This is a genomic window from Halomonas sp. AOP43-A1-21 (assembly GCF_052376775.1).
Classification (GTDB): Bacteria; Pseudomonadota; Gammaproteobacteria; order Pseudomonadales; family Halomonadaceae; genus Vreelandella; species Vreelandella colorata.
Map to the genome: position 1 here is coordinate 1 of NZ_JBQSWC010000022.1, position 18817 is coordinate 18817.

The 18817-nt window shown below is 52.3% G+C and carries 15 protein-coding genes and 2 tRNA genes; 2 read left to right on the forward strand and 15 right to left on the reverse strand.

All coding sequences use genetic code 11. From position 1 onward, the window contains the following. Positions 1 to 41: 41 nt before the first annotated feature. The 9 genes from sucD to sdhC form a co-directional block, all read right to left on the reverse strand. Complete coding sequence (gene sucD, locus ACT3R7_RS12990; protein WP_007111115.1) at positions 42 to 914, reverse strand: succinate--CoA ligase subunit alpha; 873 nt, start codon at positions 912 to 914, stop codon at positions 42 to 44. Beyond that, the gene (gene sucC, locus ACT3R7_RS12995) at positions 914 to 2080 is read right to left on the reverse strand and encodes an ADP-forming succinate--CoA ligase subunit beta (protein WP_018916615.1); all 1167 of its coding nucleotides are present in this window, start codon (positions 2078 to 2080) and stop codon (positions 914 to 916) included. The genes sucD and sucC overlap by 1 nt, the downstream gene beginning before the upstream one ends. Positions 2081 to 2225: 145 nt before the next feature. Beyond that, positions 2226 to 3662 (reverse strand): dihydrolipoyl dehydrogenase, encoded by a 1437-nt coding sequence (gene lpdA, locus ACT3R7_RS13000; RefSeq protein WP_192536921.1) that lies wholly within the window; start codon positions 3660 to 3662, stop codon positions 2226 to 2228. Positions 3663 to 3779: 117 nt separating this feature from the next. Beyond that, on the reverse strand, positions 3780 to 5369 hold the full coding sequence (odhB, locus tag ACT3R7_RS13005; protein WP_193091238.1) for a 2-oxoglutarate dehydrogenase complex dihydrolipoyllysine-residue succinyltransferase: 1590 nt from the start codon (positions 5367 to 5369) through the stop codon (positions 3780 to 3782). A 39-nt stretch (positions 5370 to 5408) separates the two neighbouring features. Then, complete coding sequence (locus ACT3R7_RS13010) at positions 5409 to 8243, reverse strand: 2-oxoglutarate dehydrogenase E1 component (protein ID WP_193091240.1); 2835 nt, start codon at positions 8241 to 8243, stop codon at positions 5409 to 5411. A gap of 323 nt (positions 8244 to 8566) precedes the next feature. Continuing rightward, positions 8567 to 9277: a succinate dehydrogenase iron-sulfur subunit gene (locus ACT3R7_RS13015; RefSeq protein ID WP_018916611.1), complete on the reverse strand. Its 711-nt coding sequence runs from the start codon at positions 9275 to 9277 to the stop codon at positions 8567 to 8569. Positions 9278 to 9304: 27 nt separating this feature from the next. After that, complete coding sequence (gene sdhA, locus ACT3R7_RS13020) at positions 9305 to 11077, reverse strand: succinate dehydrogenase flavoprotein subunit (protein WP_193091237.1); 1773 nt, start codon at positions 11075 to 11077, stop codon at positions 9305 to 9307. A gap of 3 nt (positions 11078 to 11080) precedes the next feature. Next, positions 11081 to 11428 (reverse strand): succinate dehydrogenase, hydrophobic membrane anchor protein, encoded by a 348-nt coding sequence (sdhD, locus tag ACT3R7_RS13025; RefSeq protein ID WP_018916609.1) that lies wholly within the window; start codon positions 11426 to 11428, stop codon positions 11081 to 11083. Next, positions 11422 to 11799: a succinate dehydrogenase, cytochrome b556 subunit gene (sdhC, locus tag ACT3R7_RS13030; protein ID WP_026285629.1), complete on the reverse strand. Its 378-nt coding sequence runs from the start codon at positions 11797 to 11799 to the stop codon at positions 11422 to 11424. Before sdhC ends, sdhD begins: the two co-directional genes overlap by 7 nt. A gap of 537 nt (positions 11800 to 12336) precedes the next feature. On the opposite strand from sdhC, the gene gltA reads away from it, so the two are divergent. Continuing rightward, positions 12337 to 13623 (forward strand): citrate synthase, encoded by a 1287-nt coding sequence (gene gltA / locus ACT3R7_RS13035; protein WP_192536918.1) that lies wholly within the window; start codon positions 12337 to 12339, stop codon positions 13621 to 13623. A 645-nt stretch (positions 13624 to 14268) separates the two neighbouring features. On the opposite strand, the gene ACT3R7_RS13040 is transcribed toward gltA, so the two are convergent. The 3 genes from ACT3R7_RS13040 to gltX form a co-directional block, all read right to left on the reverse strand. Then, positions 14269 to 14344: transfer RNA gene (locus tag ACT3R7_RS13040), tRNA-Glu, on the reverse strand. A 21-nt stretch (positions 14345 to 14365) separates the two neighbouring features. Continuing rightward, positions 14366 to 14441: transfer RNA gene (locus tag ACT3R7_RS13045), tRNA-Ala, on the reverse strand. A gap of 129 nt (positions 14442 to 14570) precedes the next feature. Then, complete coding sequence (gltX, locus tag ACT3R7_RS13050; protein ID WP_193091236.1) at positions 14571 to 16049, reverse strand: glutamate--tRNA ligase; 1479 nt, start codon at positions 16047 to 16049, stop codon at positions 14571 to 14573. Between the two features lie 288 nt (positions 16050 to 16337). On the opposite strand from gltX, the gene ACT3R7_RS13055 reads away from it, so the two are divergent. Next, positions 16338 to 16862, forward strand: coding sequence for a helix-turn-helix domain-containing protein (locus tag ACT3R7_RS13055; protein ID WP_192536916.1), 525 nt, complete (start codon positions 16338 to 16340; stop codon positions 16860 to 16862). A gap of 23 nt (positions 16863 to 16885) precedes the next feature. Here the strand turns inward: ACT3R7_RS13055 and ACT3R7_RS13060 are convergent, their stop codons facing one another. The 3 genes from ACT3R7_RS13060 to ACT3R7_RS13070 all read right to left on the reverse strand — a co-directional run bounded on the left by ACT3R7_RS13060 (position 16886) and on the right by ACT3R7_RS13070 (position 18727). Then, entirely contained in the window at positions 16886 to 17464 is a 579-nt protein-coding gene (locus ACT3R7_RS13060; RefSeq protein WP_192536915.1) for a hypothetical protein, read from the reverse strand. 131 nt (positions 17465 to 17595) lie between these two features. Next, positions 17596 to 18327, reverse strand: coding sequence for an oxygen-insensitive NADPH nitroreductase (gene nfsA, locus ACT3R7_RS13065; RefSeq protein ID WP_192536914.1), 732 nt, complete (start codon positions 18325 to 18327; stop codon positions 17596 to 17598). Positions 18328 to 18460: 133 nt separating this feature from the next. Further along, positions 18461 to 18727: a DksA/TraR family C4-type zinc finger protein gene (locus ACT3R7_RS13070; protein ID WP_192536913.1), complete on the reverse strand. Its 267-nt coding sequence runs from the start codon at positions 18725 to 18727 to the stop codon at positions 18461 to 18463. Between the last annotated feature and the right edge of the window lie 90 nt (positions 18728 to 18817).

Genomic DNA, 18817 nt, shown 5'->3' on the forward strand with positions numbered 1-18817 from the left:
CCCCGAAGGGTGCTTTTTTGACATGCAAGATAGAGCGTGACTTACCAGCCAGTCACTTCTTTCAGTGCATCGCCGATTTCCGCCAAAGAACGAACGGTTTTAACACCGGCGTCTTCCAGGGCAGCAAACTTCTCGTCAGCAGTACCTTTACCGCCAGAAATGATCGCGCCGGCGTGGCCCATACGCTTGCCAGGAGGTGCAGTAACACCGGCAATGTAGGATACCACTGGCTTGGAAACGTTGGCTTTGATGTAAGCCGCTGCTTCTTCTTCAGCCGTGCCGCCGATTTCACCGATCATGACGATCGCTTCGGTTTTCGGATCTTTCTCGAACATCTCCAGGATGTCGATAAAGTTGGAACCCGGAATCGGGTCACCGCCGATACCTACACAGGTAGACTGGCCGAAACCGTGATCAGTCGTCTGCTTAACGGCTTCATAGGTCAGGGTGCCTGAGCGCGATACGATACCTACGCGGCCCGGCTGGTGGATATGACCCGGCATGATACCGATTTTGCATTCGCCCGGGGTGATAACACCAGGGCAGTTCGGGCCAATCAGACGCACACCCAACTCGTCGCATTTTACTTTTGCTTCGAGCATATCAAGCGTGGCGATACCTTCGGTGATGCACACGATCAGCTTGATGCCTGCATTTGCAGCTTCAAGGATCGAGTCTTTACAGAACGGTGCCGGAACGTAGATAACGCTGGCTTCCGCGCCTGTTTTCTCAACCGCTTCTTTAACGGTGTTGAAAACCGGCAGACCCAAGTGCTCCTGGCCGCCTTTGCCCGGCGTTACACCGCCGACCATCTGCGTACCATAGGCAATCGCCTGCTCGGAGTGGAACGTGCCCTGGCCACCGGTGAAACCTTGGCAGATGACCTTGGTGTTCTTATCGATCAGGATACTCATTACTTGCCCTCCGCCGCTTTAACGACCTGCTGAGCCGCATCGGTCAGACTGGTAGCAGCGATGATGTTCAGACCGCTAGATGCCAGTTTCTCAGCACCCAGCTCGGCATTGTTACCTTCCAGGCGAACGACAACCGGTACGTTGACACCGACTTGCTCAACGGCACCGATAATGCCTTCAGCAATCATGTCGCAACGAACGATACCGCCGAAAATGTTAACCAGAACGGCTTTAACATTGTCGTCAGACAGAATGATCTTGAACGCTTCTGCAACGCGCTCTTTGGTCGCGCCGCCGCCAACGTCCAGGAAGTTAGCCGGTTTGCCGCCGCTCAGGTTGACGATGTCCATGGTACCCATGGCAAGGCCTGCGCCGTTAACCATGCAACCAATGTTACCGTCGAGAGCAACGTAGTTCAGTTCCCACTTCGCCGCATCGGCTTCACGCTGATCTTCCTGGGAAGGATCGCGCATGGCCTGCAGGTCCGGGTGACGATACAGCGCGTTGCTGTCGAGGCCCAGTTTGGCGTCGAGGCAGTGAAGATTGCCTTCGTCAGTAATAACCAGCGGGTTGATCTCTAAAAGCGCCAGATCTTTGTCATGGAACAGCTTGGAGAGGCCTAGGAAAATCTTGGTGAACTGTTTGATCTGGTCGCCTTTCAGGCCCAGAGCAAACGCCAGTTCACGCGCCTGGTACGGCTGTGCGCCGACCAGCGGATCGATTTCGGCTTTAAGAATCTTTTCCGGCGTTTCTTCTGCAACCGTTTCGATCTCGACACCACCTTCAGTCGAGGCCATGAAGACCACGCGGCGGGTAGTACGATCGACGACGGCACCCAGATACAGCTCATCAGCGATATCGGTGCAGGTTTCAACCAGGATCTTGGCAACCGGCTGACCTTTTTCGTCAGTCTGGAAGGTCACCAGGTTTTTGCCCAGCCACTGCTCAGCAAATGCTTTTGCTTCGGCGGGATCTTTGATCAGCTTAACGCCGCCCGCTTTACCGCGACCACCTGCGTGAACCTGGGCTTTAACAACCCACATGTCGCCGCCGATTTTTTTACACGCTTCTACTGCTTCTTCGGGAGTGTCCACGGCAAAGCCTTTGGACACTGGTAGACCATAATCAGCAAACAGCTGTTTGCCTTGATACTCGTGAAGGTTCATCGATTCATGCCATTGGTTGCATGTGACTCGAACGACAACCCGTTTTAAAAACGGGCTGTCCCCGTACTTTCGCGCGCTATTTTACAACATGCCCGAAAGTGATGCGCCACCTTATGGTGGCGCTTGGTTGTTACCGCTGAACTTATTAACGCTTTTTACGATTAGCCATATGAATTGCATGGCCTTCCACCGCGAGAGCCGCTTCGTGAATCGCTTCAGAAGTACTCGGGTGGGCATAGCAGGTCAACGCCAAGTCTTCGGCACTGGAGCCAAATTCCATTGCGATAACGCCTTGGGCAATCAGCTCACCCGCGTGCTGGCTGACGATATGCATACCCAGAATGCGGTCGGTCTCGGCATCGGCAATAATCTTGGCCATACCTTCAGGCGCATTGTTGGCAAGCGCACGACCGTTGGCCGAGAATGGGAAAGAGCCCGTTTTAACTTCGATGCCTTTGGCTTTGGCATCCTGCTCGGTCATACCTACCCATGCCACTTCAGGCGAGGTGTAGATAACGCTGGGGATGGCATCGTAGTTCATTTCAGCTTTATGGCCGGCAATAATATCAGCCACCATAACGCCTTCTTCAGATGCTTTATGCGCCAGCATCGGTCCACGTACGCAGTCACCGATCGCATAGACGCTCGGGACATTGGTACGGCACTGATCATCAACGAAAATAAAGCCACGCTCGTCAAGCTCAACGCCTACGCCGTCGGCAATAACGCCTTGCGTATAAGGACGACGACCCACGCAAACAATCAGTTTATCGAAGGTCATTTCCTGCTCGCCGTCACCATCGGTGTACTTAACGACGACTTCACTGTCCTTAACCTCAGAACCGGTCACGCGTGCGCCCAGTTTGATGTCCAGTCCCTGTTTCTTGAGCAGCTTCTGGGTTTCTTTGGCAATCGCACCATCAACCATCGGCAGGAAGCTGTCCATGGCTTCAAGAACGGTAACGTCAGAACCTAAACGCTTCCAAACACTGCCCAGCTCTAAGCCGATAACACCGGCACCGATAACCCCCAGACGCTTGGGTACTTCGGTAAACTCGAGCGCGCCTGTCGATGTCACAATCAGGTCGTCGGTCAGCGGCGTCGGCGGAATTTCAACCGGTACGGAGCCTGCGGCGATAACGATGTTGTCAGCGGTGTAGGTTGTCGCATTGCCATCGTGGTCGGTTACTTCAACTTCTGTGGAAGAAGTAACTTTGCCTTTACCTTCCAGTGAAGTAACGCCATTCGCTTTGAACAGCGCGCTGATGCCGCCAACGTTCTTGTTAATGACCGAGTTTTTGAACTCGAGCATTTTGGCGATATTAGCCTTCGGCGCGTCGATTTCGATGCCTACTTCGGCAAAGTGATCGCGCGCTTCAACAAACTTATGCGACGTTTCAAGCAGCGCCTTAGAAGGAATACAGCCGACATTCAGGCAGGTACCGCCATGAACGGTTTTGCCTTCTTTATTGACCCATTTCTCAACACAGGCTGTTTTCAGGCCCATTTGTGCTGCACGAATAGCAGCAACGTAACCGCCAGGGCCAGCGCCGATAACGATCACATCAAACTTGTCAGCCATGTTGGCTCCTTTAGCTTGGTGCCCTTCTCCCGTTTTGACATTAGCCGGGAGAGGGGCTGTGTGCGATTGCATTAGAAGGTGACGCGTAAATACGCGAAGATACGTAGTGACTGTATCTTAGACGTCCAGCAGCAGACGTGCCGGATCTTCCAGCAATTCTTTAATGGTCACCAGGAATCGAACGGCGTCTTTGCCGTCGATCATACGGTGGTCATAGGAGAGCGCCAGGTACATCATAGGGCGAATCTCGACCTTACCGTTGATCGCCATCGGACGATCCTGGATCTTGTGCATGCCCAAGATAGCGGTCTGCGGCGGGTTGATGATCGGCGTCGACATCAGCGAACCGAAAGTGCCACCGTTAGTGATGGTAAAGGTACCACCGATCATGTCGTCCATACCCAGCTTGCCGTCACGACCACGTTTACCAAAGTCGACAATCGTTCTTTCGACGTCAGCAATTTTCATATTGTCCGTGTCGCGCAGTACCGGCACGACCAGACCGCGGTCAGTAGATACCGCCACGCCGATATCCTGGTAACCGTGATAAACGATGTCGGTACCGTCGATAGAGGCGTTAACGTCCGGGAAGCGCTTGAGCGCTTCAGAGGCCGCTTTAACAAAGAAGCCCATAAAGCCCAGTTTGATATCATGCGCTTTGAGGAAGGTATCTTTGTACTGCGCACGCAGGGCCATGATTTCAGTCATGTCCACTTCGTTGTACGTCGTCAGCATCGCCGCCGTTTGCTGCGCCTGAACCAGGCGCTTGGCGATGGTCTGGCGCAAGCGGGTCATAGGTACACGCTTCTCAGCACGCTCGCCTTCAGCCACAGGCGCCGCCGCTGATTTAGCCGGTGCAGCAGCAGGTTTGGCAGCACCTTTCTTGGCGGAGCCATCTTTCACGGCTTTTTGCACGTCTTCTTTCAGGACGCGACCACCTTTACCCGTACCTTCAATCTTGGCAACATCAAGGTCGTGCTCAGCAATCAACTTACGTGCAGCCGGTGCAACGATCTTATCGCCCATCTTCTCATCGCTGGCGCCATCGTCAGCAGAGGCGGCTGGCTCTTTATCAGCCGCTGTCGCTACGTCGCTACCGCCGCCTTCAGTGAAGACTGCAAGAATCGCTTCGGACTCAACCTGGCTGCCCTCATCGGCCTTAATTTCAGCCAAAGCACCGTCAGCCGGTGCTACGACTTCGAGCACAACTTTATCGGTTTCAATATCAGCCAGCACTTCATCGCGCTTAACCGCTTCGCCGACTTTCTTATGCCAGGTAGCAACGGTGCCTTCCTGAATCGACTCAGGGAAGCTCGGCGCCTTGACGTCATGCTGCTTACCGCCGCTGCTGGCTTGCTTCTCTTCCTGCTTGGCGTCTTTCTTTTCGTCGGATTTCTCTTCGGATTTTTCAGCGCCATCATCGTCAGAAGATTTTTCTTCTTTCTTACCGCTGTCGTCGCCTGAAGCACTGCCTTCACCGATTTTGCCAAGCACCTGCTCAGACTCGACGGTTTCGCCCTCTTCGGCCATCACGTCAGTCAGGGTACCCGCTTCCGGTGCAACGACCTCCAGCACCACCTTGTCGGTTTCGATTTCAACAATCAGTTCGTCACGTTCGACGCTGTCACCCGGCTTTTTATGCCACGCAGCCACAGTACCTTCGGCAACGGATTCCGGAAAGGTTGGCGCTTTGATCTCAGTAGCCATGTCGTTTCCCTTATGTGTTCTCTAAATCCGGTGGGCGCTTTATAGATTAAAAGCGTCTTCCACCAGTTGGCGCTGCTGTTCAGTGTGAACGGACATGTAGCCCGCTGCCGGTGCGGCAGAGGCAGGACGTCCTGCAAATTTCAACTCGCGTCCTAGGCCATCTTTAAGCATATCGGCCACTGTACGCATGTGGTGTTGACTTGAATACCAGGCGCCTTGATTCAATGGCTCTTCCTGACACCAGACAATATCTTCCACATTGGCATACGCCTGGAGCACTTCCAGAAGCTCTTCTTTCGGGAAGGGATAGAGCTGCTCAAGACGAATAATCGCCGTATCGTTACGCTCATTCTCTGCGCGCCAAGCCGCCAGGTCATAATAGACCTTGCCTGAACACAGAATCACACGCGTTACCTCTTCAGCAACCAGATCCGCTTGATCCGGCAATACCATTTGGAATTTGCCGTGGGCAAGATCTTCAAGGCTCGATACCGCTTCTTTATGACGCAGAAGCGACTTAGGCGACATAACGATCAACGGCTTACGCAGCGGGCGAATAACCTGACGACGCAGCAAGTGATAAATCTGCGCAGGCGTTGTGGGTACGCACACCTGCATGTTGTGCTCAGCGCACATTTGCAGGAATCGCTCCAGTCGGGCAGACGAGTGCTCTGGACCCTGACCTTCATAGCCATGGGGTAGCAACATCGTCAGGCCACACAGCCGGCCCCACTTGGTTTCACCCGATGAAATAAACTGGTCGACCACCACCTGGGCACCATTAAAGAAATCACCAAACTGGGCTTCCCAGATAACTAGATCATTTGGCGCTGTGGTCGAGTAGCCGTATTCAAACGCCAGCACGGCCTCTTCCGAAAGGTAAGAGTCATGAATCGTGAACGTCGGCTGGCCATCGGCCATGTTTTGCAGCGGCACATAGGTAGAGCCATCTTTCTGGTTATGTACCACGGCGTGACGGTGCGAGAACGTACCGCGGCCTACATCCTGACCGGTAATCCGGATGGGATGGCCTTGTTCCAGCAAAGTGGCATAGGCCAGCGTTTCTGCAAAGCCCCAGTTCATGGCCATGCCACCGGCCTGCATCTTGCGACGGTCTTCGTAAATCTTGGCTACCTGACGCTGCACTTCGACCCCATCCGGAATCTCGCACATTTTCGCAGCCAGCTGCTGAAGACGCTTCATGTCAAAAGACGTGTCGGCATCGCCAGACCACTCATGCCCCAGGTACGGCGCCCAATCCACAAACAGGGATGTATTAGGCTCCTGCACCAGCGCATTGGCAACGTGGTTACCCGCGACCAAGTCATCGCGATAGGTTTCCATCATTGCTTTGGCGTCGTCTTTAGATAAAACACCCTGCTCAACCAGACGCTGCGCATAAACTGTGCGCGTTGAAGAATGGTCTTTGATCTTGGCGTACATTAGTGGCTGCGTACCGGAAGGCTCATCGGCTTCGTTGTGCCCACGGCGACGGTAGCAGACCAAATCAATGACAACGTCTTTTTTGAACTGCTGACGGTAATCCAACGCCACTTGGGTAGCATGGATAACGGCGTCAGGATCATCACCATTAACGTGAAAGATAGGCGCTTGAACCATCTTGGCGATGTCAGTGCAGTACTCAGTAGAACGAGCATCCAGGGGATTAGACGTCGTAAAGCCCACCTGGTTATTGATGACGATATGAATCGTCCCGCCAGTTTTATAGGCCCGGGTCTGAGACATCTGAAATGTCTCCATGACCACACCTTGACCAGCAAAAGCAGCATCACCATGAACATTGATGGGTAAAACTTTATCCCCTGCGGGATCTTTGCGGCGGTCTTGACGTGCACGTACCGACCCTTCAACCACCGGCGCTACGATTTCCAGATGCGACGGGTTGAACGACATGGCCAAGTGGACTTCGCCACCAGGTGACATGACGTTAGAGCTAAAGCCTTGGTGATATTTCACGTCGCCAGAACCACGCTCAATCACTTTCTTGCCGTCGAACTCGTCAATCAAATCAGCGGGATTTTTACCCAGAATATTGACCAACAAGTTAAGGCGACCGCGGTGCGCCATACCGATAACGACTTCCTTTGTACCATAACCGCCAGCACGCTGGATAAGCTCGTCCATCATAGGTACAAAGACTTCACCGCCTTCAAGACCAAAGCGTTTGGTACCTGGATATTTAGACGCCAAGTAAGTTTCCAAGCCTTCCGCAGCGGTCAGACGCTCAAGTACATGCTTGCGAACATCGTCACTAAACTTGGGAGCACTGCGTACTGATTCGAAGCGACGTTGTAGCCAACGTTTTTCTTCGGTGTCCACAATGTGCATGAACTCGCAGCCGATGGAGCGACAGTATGTCTTCTCCAGCGCATCCACGATGTCACGCAGCGGGGCCTTATCAATACCCAGGAAAAATGAACCGGTCTGGAACTCTGTATCAAGATCAGCTTTCGTCAGCTGATGAAATGACAAATCGAGGTCAGGGACGGGGGTGGGATTGCGCAGTCCTAGCGGATCGATATCGGCCTTTTGATGGCCACGAAAGCGATACGCATTGATCAGCTGCAGGACTTTAACCTGCTTTTTGTTCTCACCGCTATCGGCAGCGGCGACTACCCGACCAGGACGGCTTTCGCGGCCTAACTGGTAGAACTGATCACGAACGGGGCTTAGTGGAACATCGTGGGAGGCACTGCCCTCGGAACTGGGTAGCTGATCAAAATAGCTACGCCATTCGTCGGGAACAGCATCGGGATCGGCGAGGTACTGCTCGTAAAGCGCTTCCACGTAGTGGACATTGCCACCACTAACGTGAGAGGAACGCCACATTAACTCCATTATGCCTTGTTGCATCTCTCGGTCACCCTGCACTGATGGGGTGGTATCGGCATCGCTGCAAAAACGCAACGACATCGCTATTGCCCTGCCGGCGGGGCGGAACATTTGCCGGCGGCATCGGCTCAAAGCCGGAAGCCCTACTTATCTAGCGGTTCTTAATCAGTTCATGCTCAAAAGCCGGTACGTACAGCACCGGCTTTTAAACGTGTCTGGTCATAAGCTGCGACGCGTCGCCGCACCTTATGACAAACCCTATGATAACAAGCGAAGCGCCACGATTTAAGTAGCAAAGCGATACAAGTTGCGTGGCAATCGCTTTTTATTTGCTCAAAGGGTACTTACGTTGCATCCGCAAGCAGCATTTCACGGATTTTACCGATGGCGCGCGTCGGATTTAAGCCTTTCGGGCAAACTGCTACACAGTTCATGATGCCGCGGCAGCGGAACACTGAGAACGGATCTTCCAGATCGGTCAAGCGCTCGCGGGTTGCTGTATCACGCGAATCTGCCAGGAAGCGATAAGACTGTAGCAGGCCGGCAGGCCCGACAAACTTATCGGGGTTCCACCAGAACGACGGGCATGAGGTGGAACAGCAGGCGCACAAGATACACTCGTACAGGCCGTCCAACTTTTCACGGTCTTCGGGCGACTGCAAGCGCTCAATGGCGGGTGCTGGCGTTTCATTTTGCAGGTACGGCTGAATACGCTCGTACTGCTTATAGAAAATCCCCATATCCACAACCATATCGCGGATAACCGGCAAGCCAGGTAGCGGGCGCAAAGTCAGCTTGTTGTTTTTCACAACATCTGACAGCGGCGTAATACACGCCAAGCCGTTTTTGCCGTTCATGTTCATACCATCAGAGCCACAAACCCCTTCACGGCAGCTACGACGGAACGCCAGGCCACTATCCTGCTCTTTCATCAGGTGCAGTACATCCAGCACCATGATGTCGCGCCCTTTGGTATCAACTTGAAACTCCTGCATATAAGGCGCGGAGTCGGTTTCCGGATTATAACGGTATACGGATACCTGAAGATTGGACATTATAACTCCCTCTCGTCAATACGAAGCTTAGTAGGTACGAACCTTAGGTTCGAACGTATCAACAGTTTTTGGCTTAAAGTTAACATCGCGCTGCTTCAGCTCTTTCGTTGCGGGGAAGTAGAGCGAGTGTTTCAGCCAGTTGACGTCATCACGGTCCGGGTAGTCGTAACGCGAGTGGGCACCGCGGCTCTCTTTACGCTCAAGGGCAGCAATCGCCGTTGCTTCGGCCACTTCCATCAGGTTATCAAGCTCTAACGCTTCTACACGAGCAGTGTTGAAAGCGTTGGATTTGTCAGGCAAATGCGCATTGGCGATACGCCCACGCAGGTCGGCAAGCTTTTGAACACCTTCAACCATGTTTTTCTCTTCACGGAATACACCGAAAGAGTTCTGCATGATGTCCTGAAGCTCCGCCTTCAGCGCAGGAATACTCTCGCCACCTTCAGACTCATTCCAGCGGGTGATGCGCTTCATAGCGGATTCGATATCAGACTCGGAAGCGTCTAGGTACTCAATACCTTCGTTCAACGCGCCTTCGATAAACATGCCAGCCGCACGTCCAAAGACCACCAAATCAAGCAAAGAGTTCCCGCCCAGACGGTTAGCGCCGTGAACTGATACACAGGCTGCTTCACCACAGGCAAATAGACCGTTGATAATCTGGTCGTTGCCGCTTTCGTCCTGCAGAATCGCCTGACCATGAATGTTGGTCGGAATACCGCCCATCATATAGTGACAGGTAGGTACGACCGGAATCGGGTCTTTTGCCGGATCAACATGTGCGAAGGTTTTGGAAAGCTCAACGATACCCGGCAGGCGCTTGCCTAGAACTTCTTCGCCCAAGTGATCAAGCTTCAGGAAGACGTGATCGCCCTTCTCGCCACAGCCGCGGCCTTCCAGAATCTCCATCACCATGGAGCGCGCCACCACGTCACGACCCGCCAGGTCTTTCGCGTTGGGCGCGTAACGCTCCATAAAGCGCTCGCCGTCTTTATTGATCAGGTAGCCACCTTCACCCCGGCAACCTTCAGTCACAAGCGTCCCCGCACCGTAAATACCGGTCGGGTGGAACTGCCACATTTCCATGTCCTGCATCGGGAAGCCGGCACGCAGTGCCATACCAATACCGTCACCCGTATTGATCAGCGCATTGGTAGTAGAGGCGTAGATACGGCCTGCACCACCCGTCGCCAGCACGGTCGCTTTCGATTTAACGTGAACGACCTCACCGGTTTCAATGCACATAGCGATACAGCCAACCACGTCACCGCTGGCATTCTTCACCAGATCAACCGCGTACCACTCATTCAAGAACGTCGTGTTGTTCTTCAGGTTATTCTGGTAAAGCGTGTGTAGCAGTGCGTGGCCAGTACGGTCAGCCGCTGCACAGGTACGTGCTGCCTGACCGCCTTCGCCAAAATTCTTGGACTGGCCACCGAACGGACGCTGATAGATACGGCCATTATCAAAGCGAGAGAACGGCAAGCCCATGTGCTCAAGCTCAAATACGGCTTTAGGGCCTTCAGAACACATGTACTCTGACGCGTCCTGGTCAGCGATATAGTCGCCGCCTTTAACGGTGTCGTACATGTGCCAGCGCCAGTCATCATTAGGATCTGATGATGCAATAGCACAGGTAATACCACCCTGAGCAGAAACAGTATGGGAGCGTGTCGGGAACACTTTAGATAAAACGGCTGTCTTCTTACCGGATTTAGCCAGCTCCAGAGCAGCGCGCAGGCCAGCGCCACCGCCACCAATGATAATGGCGTCAAACGTCAGGCTACGAAGGTTAGACATGGATCAAGCTCCCCACAGAATTTGAATGCCCCACACCAGGTATACGAAGATGGCCAGAATGATCAGCGTCTGGGCACCTACGCGCAGTAGAGTGGACTTAAGGTAATCGGTGGTTACGGTCCACAGGCCAATCCAGGCGTGCGCTGCGATAGAGATAAAGGCTAACAGCGAGAAGATCCGCATCCACGTTTGGTTAAACAGACCGCTCCAGGTGTAGTAGTCAAGGTCTGGATGCAACAGCAGGTAGGCCACCATAAAGACCGTATAAACGGCCAGTACGACCGCGGAAACGCGCTGCATCAGCCAGTCAGACAGCCCGCTACGGCCAAAACTTGTGATGTTGGTTACCATACCCAAACTCCTGCCAGAATAATCAGAACCGCACTGACCACTACGGTGATCTGTGCTTTTTGCACACTACCTTCTAGCGTCACGCCAATATCTGCATCCATTAACAGGTGTTTAATACCTGCCACAAAATGGAACGCCAAAGCAGATAGCAGACCCCATGCAATGAACTTCGCCAATACGTTATTGGCTAGCGCATTGCTAACAGCATCAAAGCCTGCCGGAGATGACAGTGACTTACCCAGCGCCCAAAAAGCGAAAATCAGGCCCACGAACAAAATAACCCCCGTAACACGGTGGGTAATCGACGTCAGTGCCGGAAGTGGGAAGTGTATCGTTGTTAGATCTAAATTTACGGGTCGTTTGCTATTCACGGCTTATACACACTCTCTTGGCCCGCTCTGCGACAGGTCGGGCATAGCCCGAGCGGGCAGTGGTTGCTGGAAGGGGCTCGGCCGTTTGCCAAGTCTGGCACGACCACCTACCTGCCGGTCGCGCGCCGTGGATTATAAGAACCTTCGCCCCTGCTGACAAACCGATCTCGGACCTAACTCGACTATAGAGCAAAAAAAAAGCTATCAACCCGAGTCGATTTTGCGTTGCAGCATCGATATAGTGACAGAGCTGAGATGATTTGATAAGCCTGTTAAGGAGTCGTCAAACCTCTGACACTTCGCTACTATAACGAGCAGCAACTATATACAAGTATTGTTCACAATAATAATTTTGCATAACTACGCTTGTACGTTTGATATGCATAAAATTTTCACATGACGTTTTGCAGCGATGACGCCTAGCGTTTTGACTAATTGACAAAATGTCGCACGCTTCTATAGTGGGCAAGCCTTTTCGCCGGCGCGGTCTGCGAAACAATGACTTTACGTCCAACCCGAATCCGAAAGGAGGCCAGCATGGCTGACAGGAAAGCAACATTGACGGTAGACGGTCTCGATAAATCGATCGAGCTACCCATGTATTCCGGCACACTTGGCCCTGACGTTATTGACGTTCGTGGACTAGGTGCTGAAGGCCTGTTTACCTACGATCCCGGCTTTATGGCCACCTCTTCCTGCCAATCTGCCATTACCTATATTGATGGCGGCAAGGGCGTACTGCTACACCGCGGTTACCCCATTGACCAACTGGCGAAAGAGTCCAACTTTGTTGAACTAAGCTACACTCTGCTGTTTGGTGAGCTGCCTAACGATGAGCAGTATGCGGATTTCGCGGCACGTATCCGCAACCACACGATGGTGCACGACCAAATCAACAACTTCTTCAAAGGGTTCCGCCGTGATGCGCACCCCATGTCGATTCTTTGTGGCGTAGTCGGCGGCTTGGCGGCCTTTTACCATGACCACATGGACATCACCAAAGAAGAAGACCGCATTATCAGCGCTATTCGTTTGATTGCCAAAATGCCTACTCTGGCGGCCATGTCGCACAAGTATAATGTTGGCCAGCCGTTTAACTATCCGCGCAACGACCTGAGCTATGCAGAGAATTTTCTCTACATGATGTTTAGCAACCCGTGCGAAGAGTACAAAATCAACCCGGTCTACGCGAAAGCGATGGATCGCATTTTCATGCTGCATGCCGATCATGAGCAGAATGCGTCCACCTCTACCGTACGCCTGGCAGGCTCTACCGGTGCCAACCCGTTTGCATGCATCAGTGCGGGTATCGCTGCACTATGGGGCCCAGCACACGGCGGCGCTAACGAAGCCGTACTGGCGATGCTTGATGAGATCGGCGACGACTCTGAAGAGAACATCCAGCGCTTTATTGATAAGGCAAAAGACAAAGAAGACCCGTTCAAGCTGATGGGCTTTGGTCACCGCGTATATCGCAACTTTGACCCTCGCGCCAAGGTAATGAAAGAGACCTGCGACGAAGTGCTTGCCGAACTAGGCATGGCTAACGATCCGCAGCTCAAAATTGCCAAACGCCTTGAACAAATTGCGCTGGAAGATGAATACTTCGTCGAGCGTAAGCTCTACCCGAACGTCGACTTTTACTCAGGCATCATTTTGAAAGCGATGGGCATTCCCACCAATATGTTCACGGTTATCTTTGCCGTGTCGCGCACCATTGGCTGGATCTCTCATTGGCACGAAATGCTGAGCGAAAGTTATAAAATCGGTCGGCCTCGCCAGCTTTACATCGGCCACGACCAACGTGATTACCCGAAGAAATAAATTTTCGTCGGCGCACATCTAAATGAAGAAGGCCACCCTCGGGTGGCCTTCTTGGTTTACGTGCCTGCGTGCTTCTATATGGCCACTCCTTTTAACTCTCCACCTTATCTTTTGGCCATCACTACCCTACCTTATTGACGCCCCCTGTACGCACCTTTCAATGGGCCACTAAGCCAACTAGCCATACTTCAACCAAGATCTGTTCAAACGTCTATATCCCACCCTCTCAATAGACGAAAGCACCAGCCAAAAGGCTCGCAATAGGCTGTAATAGCGCTTGACTTTTTAAGGAGCCAGGATAGAAAAATGTTTTCCACACTATCTGTGGATAAGCTTGTTCATAACCTCGCAGGAATGCCCCACAATCGCCATGAACAGTGACCTAGCCTTAGATTGGTTATTTTTTAACCTCTCGTAAGTAATTGTTTTTAAACAAGATAAGCTATTTTGAATATTTTTCGCGGGTGCAGCAAGGGGTTGTGCACAACCTGCCCAAAGGATCACCAAAAGTGGACAAGTCAAGCAAAAAAACCGCAATTAAAGTGAGGATTTAGCCGTTTTTCAGACTAACAGGCAGGCAAAAACGCAGCGAATGAATTAACTCATTGCCACATTGATATCGGGATAGGAAAGTATAAAAAGAGATGGCGTCCCATAGGGGGTTCGAACCCCTGTTACCGCCGTGAAAGGGCGGTGTCCTAGACCACTAGACGAATGGGACGTTACGACAAATCTACTTAATTGGTGGAGCCTAGCGGGATCGAACCGCTGACCTCAACACTGCCAGTGTTGCGCTCTCCCAGCTGAGCTAAGGCCCCACATGTCTTGAAGACGGAGCGTATAGTACTGATTACGCTTGCCTTCGTCAACCTCTCAATCAAAGGAAAACGCCACCCTCTTAGTAGCTACATAAAGATGGCGTTTTCTGCAGCGATTAGCTTATCGAATTACAGGTCGCGATACTCTTTCTCAAAGCGCTTCGCCTGTTTCTTGGAAACGCCGCCCAGTACATCAATAGCACTGCGCAGGCGCGCGCGGGTTACATCTGAGCCTAGTATCGCCATGGCATCCATAACGGATGTACTTGAGGCACTTCCCGTAATGGCGATAAACACAGGCGCCAGGAACGCTTTCATTTTAAGCTCAAAGTGTTCAGCGAGGCTTTTCACCTCTTCCAGTAGAGCTTCTTTATGCCAGGCTGGCACGACCTCAAGGCGCCAGACCAAAAACTGCAGCAGTTTTACCAGCTCCTCTTTATCCAGCTTCACGCTATCAAAATCATCTTCGCTGAGCGCAGGCAACCCGGAGAAAAAATGCCCGGCCAGCGGCATTACTTGTGAAAGCGTTTCTACCCGTGGGCGCACCTGCGGCAGAATCTGCTTCACATAAGCGTCATTGAACGCCCATTCGCGCAGCGCGTTAAGTAGCGCATCGTCATCTAGATCCTCACGAATATAAACGCCGTTGAGCCAGGTGAGCTTTTCAAGATCAAATACCGGCCCGCCCAGCGATACTCGCTGGATATCAAACTCAGCCATCATATCGGATAGGCTAAATTTCTCGCGTTCATCGGGCATGGACCAACCCATGCGACCCAGGTAATTGGTAACTGCTTGGGGTAAAAAGCCCATACGGCGATAGTAATTAATCGACGTGGGGTTTTTACGTTTAGAAAGCTTGGACTTGTCGGGATTACGCAACAGCGGCATATGACATAGCTCAGGCATATCCCAACCAAAATATTCATACAACAGCTGATGTTTCGGCGCCGAGTTAATCCACTCTTCACCGCGTAGAACGTGAGTAATGTCCATTAAATGGTCATCGACGACGTTCGCCAGATGATAGGTAGGCATTCCGTCGGACTTGAGCAGTATCTGCGCATCGACCTGAGCCCACTCCACTTCAATCGTGCCACGCAGCATATCATTAACTACGCAGACGCCTTCGCCTGGCACCTTCATGCGTACTACGTAGGGCCAATCTTCTTGCTCACGACGAGCTACTTCCGCTTCATCCAAGGCCAAATCGCTTGGTTTCAGGGCCAGCTGCAAACCTTCGGCCTTACGGGATTCACGCAGCTCATCTAACTCTTCTGCGGTTCGGAAACATTTAAAGGCATGCCCGGCATCCAGCAACTGCTGAGCGTACTTCGCATAAATATCGCCACGCTCACTTTGGCGATAAGGGCCATGCGGGCCACCAACATCGGGACCTTCATCCCACTCAAGGCCTAGCCAGCGTAAGGAATCCAGAATCATTTGCTCTGACTCAGGCGTCGAGCGCACGCGATCCGTGTCCTCAATGCGCAAGATAAACTGGCCGCCATGCTGACGCGCAAAGCATAAATTGAACAGCGCAATATAAGCCGTACCAACGTGGGGGTCTCCTGTTGGGGAGGGTGCAATGCGAGTACGTACAGTCATGAAGACATCCTTAATAGCGAGAAAGCGTGGCGATATTATACCTACCCTACGCGCAACCAACAGCGTCATAAAGGGAACGACTAGCGTATAAAAGCGTCATATAAAAAGTCATAAGGTTATAGATTACAAGATGCGCGACATTGCACAATCGCTTAGTATGTCGCCGCGCCTATGATCGGCGATCATGCTGATAAAAAGTGTTTAAACACACCCAGCATGCCCACATCACCGCGCTTGCGGTGGAAGTAAACAGAACGAGCTGATAAAGCTCACTTATAGGAAATCGAAATGGAATCGCTAGGCTCACGAATCAAGCAATTGCGGCTTCGGGCCAAGCTAAATAAAGCTGCCCTAGCACGCAACGTTGGCGTGTCGGATGTCACTATCTCTTACTGGGAATCAGGCGCAATTAAGCAAATCGGTCATGAGCGCTTAGTCGCACTTGCCGAAGCGCTCGACTGTTCGCTTGCCACCCTGTTAGAAGGTGACACTGCTCCTCAACTATTGACGTTGACGCACACTGGCCCCCTCCCCTGGGAACAGGTACAGGCAACGACAATTACCGTGCCGCATCACCTGTCTTTAAACATTGACTGGAAGGCGCCATGCGTTATGGCCACTCCCGGTCCTGACACAGACTTCGCCCCTGTTGCAGCGAATGATCTACTGCTACTGGGTCCGACGCATGTGTTTCATAAAGCAGGGCATTACCTTATAAAACGTGATGATCGCTTTGTCCTTGAGCACTTTGCAAAAGCGCCCTCTGACACTGCTATTCACGCCGTACTACTCGCCCATTGGCGTTCTGTCTAAAGCATCCCCCTCCCCATAATATTTTAATGAACTTCCACCTGGTCACGTGTTCGTCTTGGTTCATCCCCCACCAAGAAACGGCGTGAGTAGGTGGCCAACTGTCCTAACCCATGGCGGGATTGGCTTACCAGCTCTCCCGCCAAATGCTCCCCACGGCGACCAATGCGATCTTGCACAGCCTCAGGCTGTACGCTTGCTGCGGAAAGCTGCACGCTTACTACATAAGTGCCATCCGGCAAACCGCTTCCCGAACCGAACGGGCCAGCACTGAAGCGACCATTATTTACATTGGTACGCGCATGCCAACGAACTCGACTTACTTCACGCTCTACAATGATCTGCACCTGCGCCTGATCAGGAAGATTGGTTTCGCCTTCAACCATTAAACGCCGGTCAGTGCGCAAGGAAACAGATGTCGAGATCGCCACCTCTAAAGGCGCGACCGATGCCTGCTCAACGTTTTTTGGCGCATCAGCAGGTAGAACGTTGCTGGATGTCTGATCCGATCGTTCACGAAGCGGTTCATGCTCCTCGTCACCACAACCTGCGATCAATAGCGACACGACCATTACTAAACCCACACCCGCTTGTAGCTTATACATAATGCTTCCTCGACAACGGCAGTTTACAGATTATCACTGCAGCCCTAAGACCACAGTGAATTAGGCCGTTCACGAAGTAAATTAAGTCGCCCAGCAGTGGCCTTTGCCATTGCGTTGACCTAACAGCGCTTTTATTTCATTTCAAAACCACGCTCGATCAGGAAGTCACGCATATGCGGACGCAGCTTGTTATCAAATAGCGGCTTTAGGTTTTGCGACCAGTCGGAATGTTTATTACCACTGCTACGCGATTGATAATACGTCTGCATGGTGTCATCAAACGCTTGCACCTGCGCGCTGTCGTCACTGTAGTAGTCTTCTTTTAAAATAGCCTCAACCGGCAGGCGGGGCTTTACTTCTGGCTCATGGGCCGGGTAGCCAAGGCACATACCAAATACGGGGTAAACATGCTCAGGCAGCTTTAAAAGATCGCTGACAGCCTGTGGATTATTGCGGATCCCGCCGATATAACAGATGCCCAACCCTTCGGATTCAGCGGCTGTCGCGACATTCTGGGCCATTAAAGCGGTGTCTACCGTGGCTACCAGCAGCTGCTCGGTCATTCCGCGTACGACGTTGGAACCCGCTCGCTCAGACGCCTCGGTTGGGCGTTTCATATCGGCACAGAAGACCAGAAAATCTGCACAGCTGGCAATATATGACTGCCCCCCCGCCAGCTCAGCAATCTGCTCGCGGTTAGCTGCGTTTTTGACATGAATAACCGTGTATGCCTGAACATGGCTGGACGTTGCAGCGCCTTGCCCTGCCTGGATAAGCTCGATCAGTAATTCGTGCGCAACGGGGCGATCGCTGAATTTTCGAATGGAGCGGTGGGATTTCAAGAGTTTAATAACGTCGTTCATGGTTCCTCGTCTAAATAGAGTATCGCTTATCGAACATTAGAATTGCACAGCACCACGCCGCTAGCTTACTGCTAAACGTTTCACCAAATAAGATGCAATATATTAGGCCTCAAGAAAAAGTATAGTGGGCCTGCTAGCGAAGCTGGCTATCTTTACTACCTCGACGATTATAACTGCCAGCATTCGACTGTTTTTTATCGTGCTCGTTCTGACAAGCAACGCATAGCCGTACACCGGGAACAGCAATACGGCGTGCCTCAGGGATCACCCCATCACACTCTTCACAATATTTACGACTTTCCCCCCGAGGGAGTCGGCTGCGAGCCAGCTCAACGGCATCGTCCAGCGTTCTTTCGATTTGCTCTTGTTCGGCACCATCCTTTGCCCATCCGCCTGCCATTATCTATCTCCTGTTTATTGGCCTACCTATCAAGATAGCAATAATAAGTCTTGCTGCTTAACAACGGAGAGTTTTGCTGATGTCGTAAAG

Excerpts from the sequence above, each read along its gene's own strand:
- lpdA (WP_192536921.1), bottom strand. The coding sequence starts at position 3,662 with ATGGCTGACAAGTTTGATGTGATCGTTATCGGCGCTGGCCCTGGCGGT.
- sdhD (WP_018916609.1), bottom strand. The coding sequence starts at position 11,428 with ATGGTAACCAACATCACAAGTTTTGGCCGTAGCGGGCTGTCTGACTGG.
- ACT3R7_RS13015 (WP_018916611.1), bottom strand. The coding sequence starts at position 9,277 with ATGTCCAATCTTCAGGTATCCGTATACCGTTATAATCCGGAAACCGAC.
- sucD (WP_007111115.1), bottom strand. The coding sequence starts at position 914 with ATGAGTATCCTGATCGATAAGAACACCAAGGTCATCTGCCAAGGTTTC.
- sucC (WP_018916615.1), bottom strand. The coding sequence starts at position 2,080 with ATGAACCTTCACGAGTATCAAGGCAAACAGCTGTTTGCTGATTATGGT.
- ACT3R7_RS13070 (WP_192536913.1), bottom strand. The coding sequence starts at position 18,727 with ATGGCAGGCGGATGGGCAAAGGATGGTGCCGAACAAGAGCAAATCGAA.
- gltA (WP_192536918.1), top strand. The coding sequence starts at position 12,337 with ATGGCTGACAGGAAAGCAACATTGACGGTAGACGGTCTCGATAAATCG.
- nfsA (WP_192536914.1), bottom strand. The coding sequence starts at position 18,327 with ATGAACGACGTTATTAAACTCTTGAAATCCCACCGCTCCATTCGAAAA.
- odhB (WP_193091238.1), bottom strand. The coding sequence starts at position 5,369 with ATGGCTACTGAGATCAAAGCGCCAACCTTTCCGGAATCCGTTGCCGAA.
- ACT3R7_RS13010 (WP_193091240.1), bottom strand. The coding sequence starts at position 8,243 with ATGCAACAAGGCATAATGGAGTTAATGTGGCGTTCCTCTCACGTTAGT.
- sdhA (WP_193091237.1), bottom strand. The coding sequence starts at position 11,077 with ATGTCTAACCTTCGTAGCCTGACGTTTGACGCCATTATCATTGGTGGC.
- gltX (WP_193091236.1), bottom strand. The coding sequence starts at position 16,049 with ATGACTGTACGTACTCGCATTGCACCCTCCCCAACAGGAGACCCCCAC.
- ACT3R7_RS13055 (WP_192536916.1), top strand. The coding sequence starts at position 16,338 with ATGGAATCGCTAGGCTCACGAATCAAGCAATTGCGGCTTCGGGCCAAG.
- ACT3R7_RS13060 (WP_192536915.1), bottom strand. The coding sequence starts at position 17,464 with ATGTATAAGCTACAAGCGGGTGTGGGTTTAGTAATGGTCGTGTCGCTA.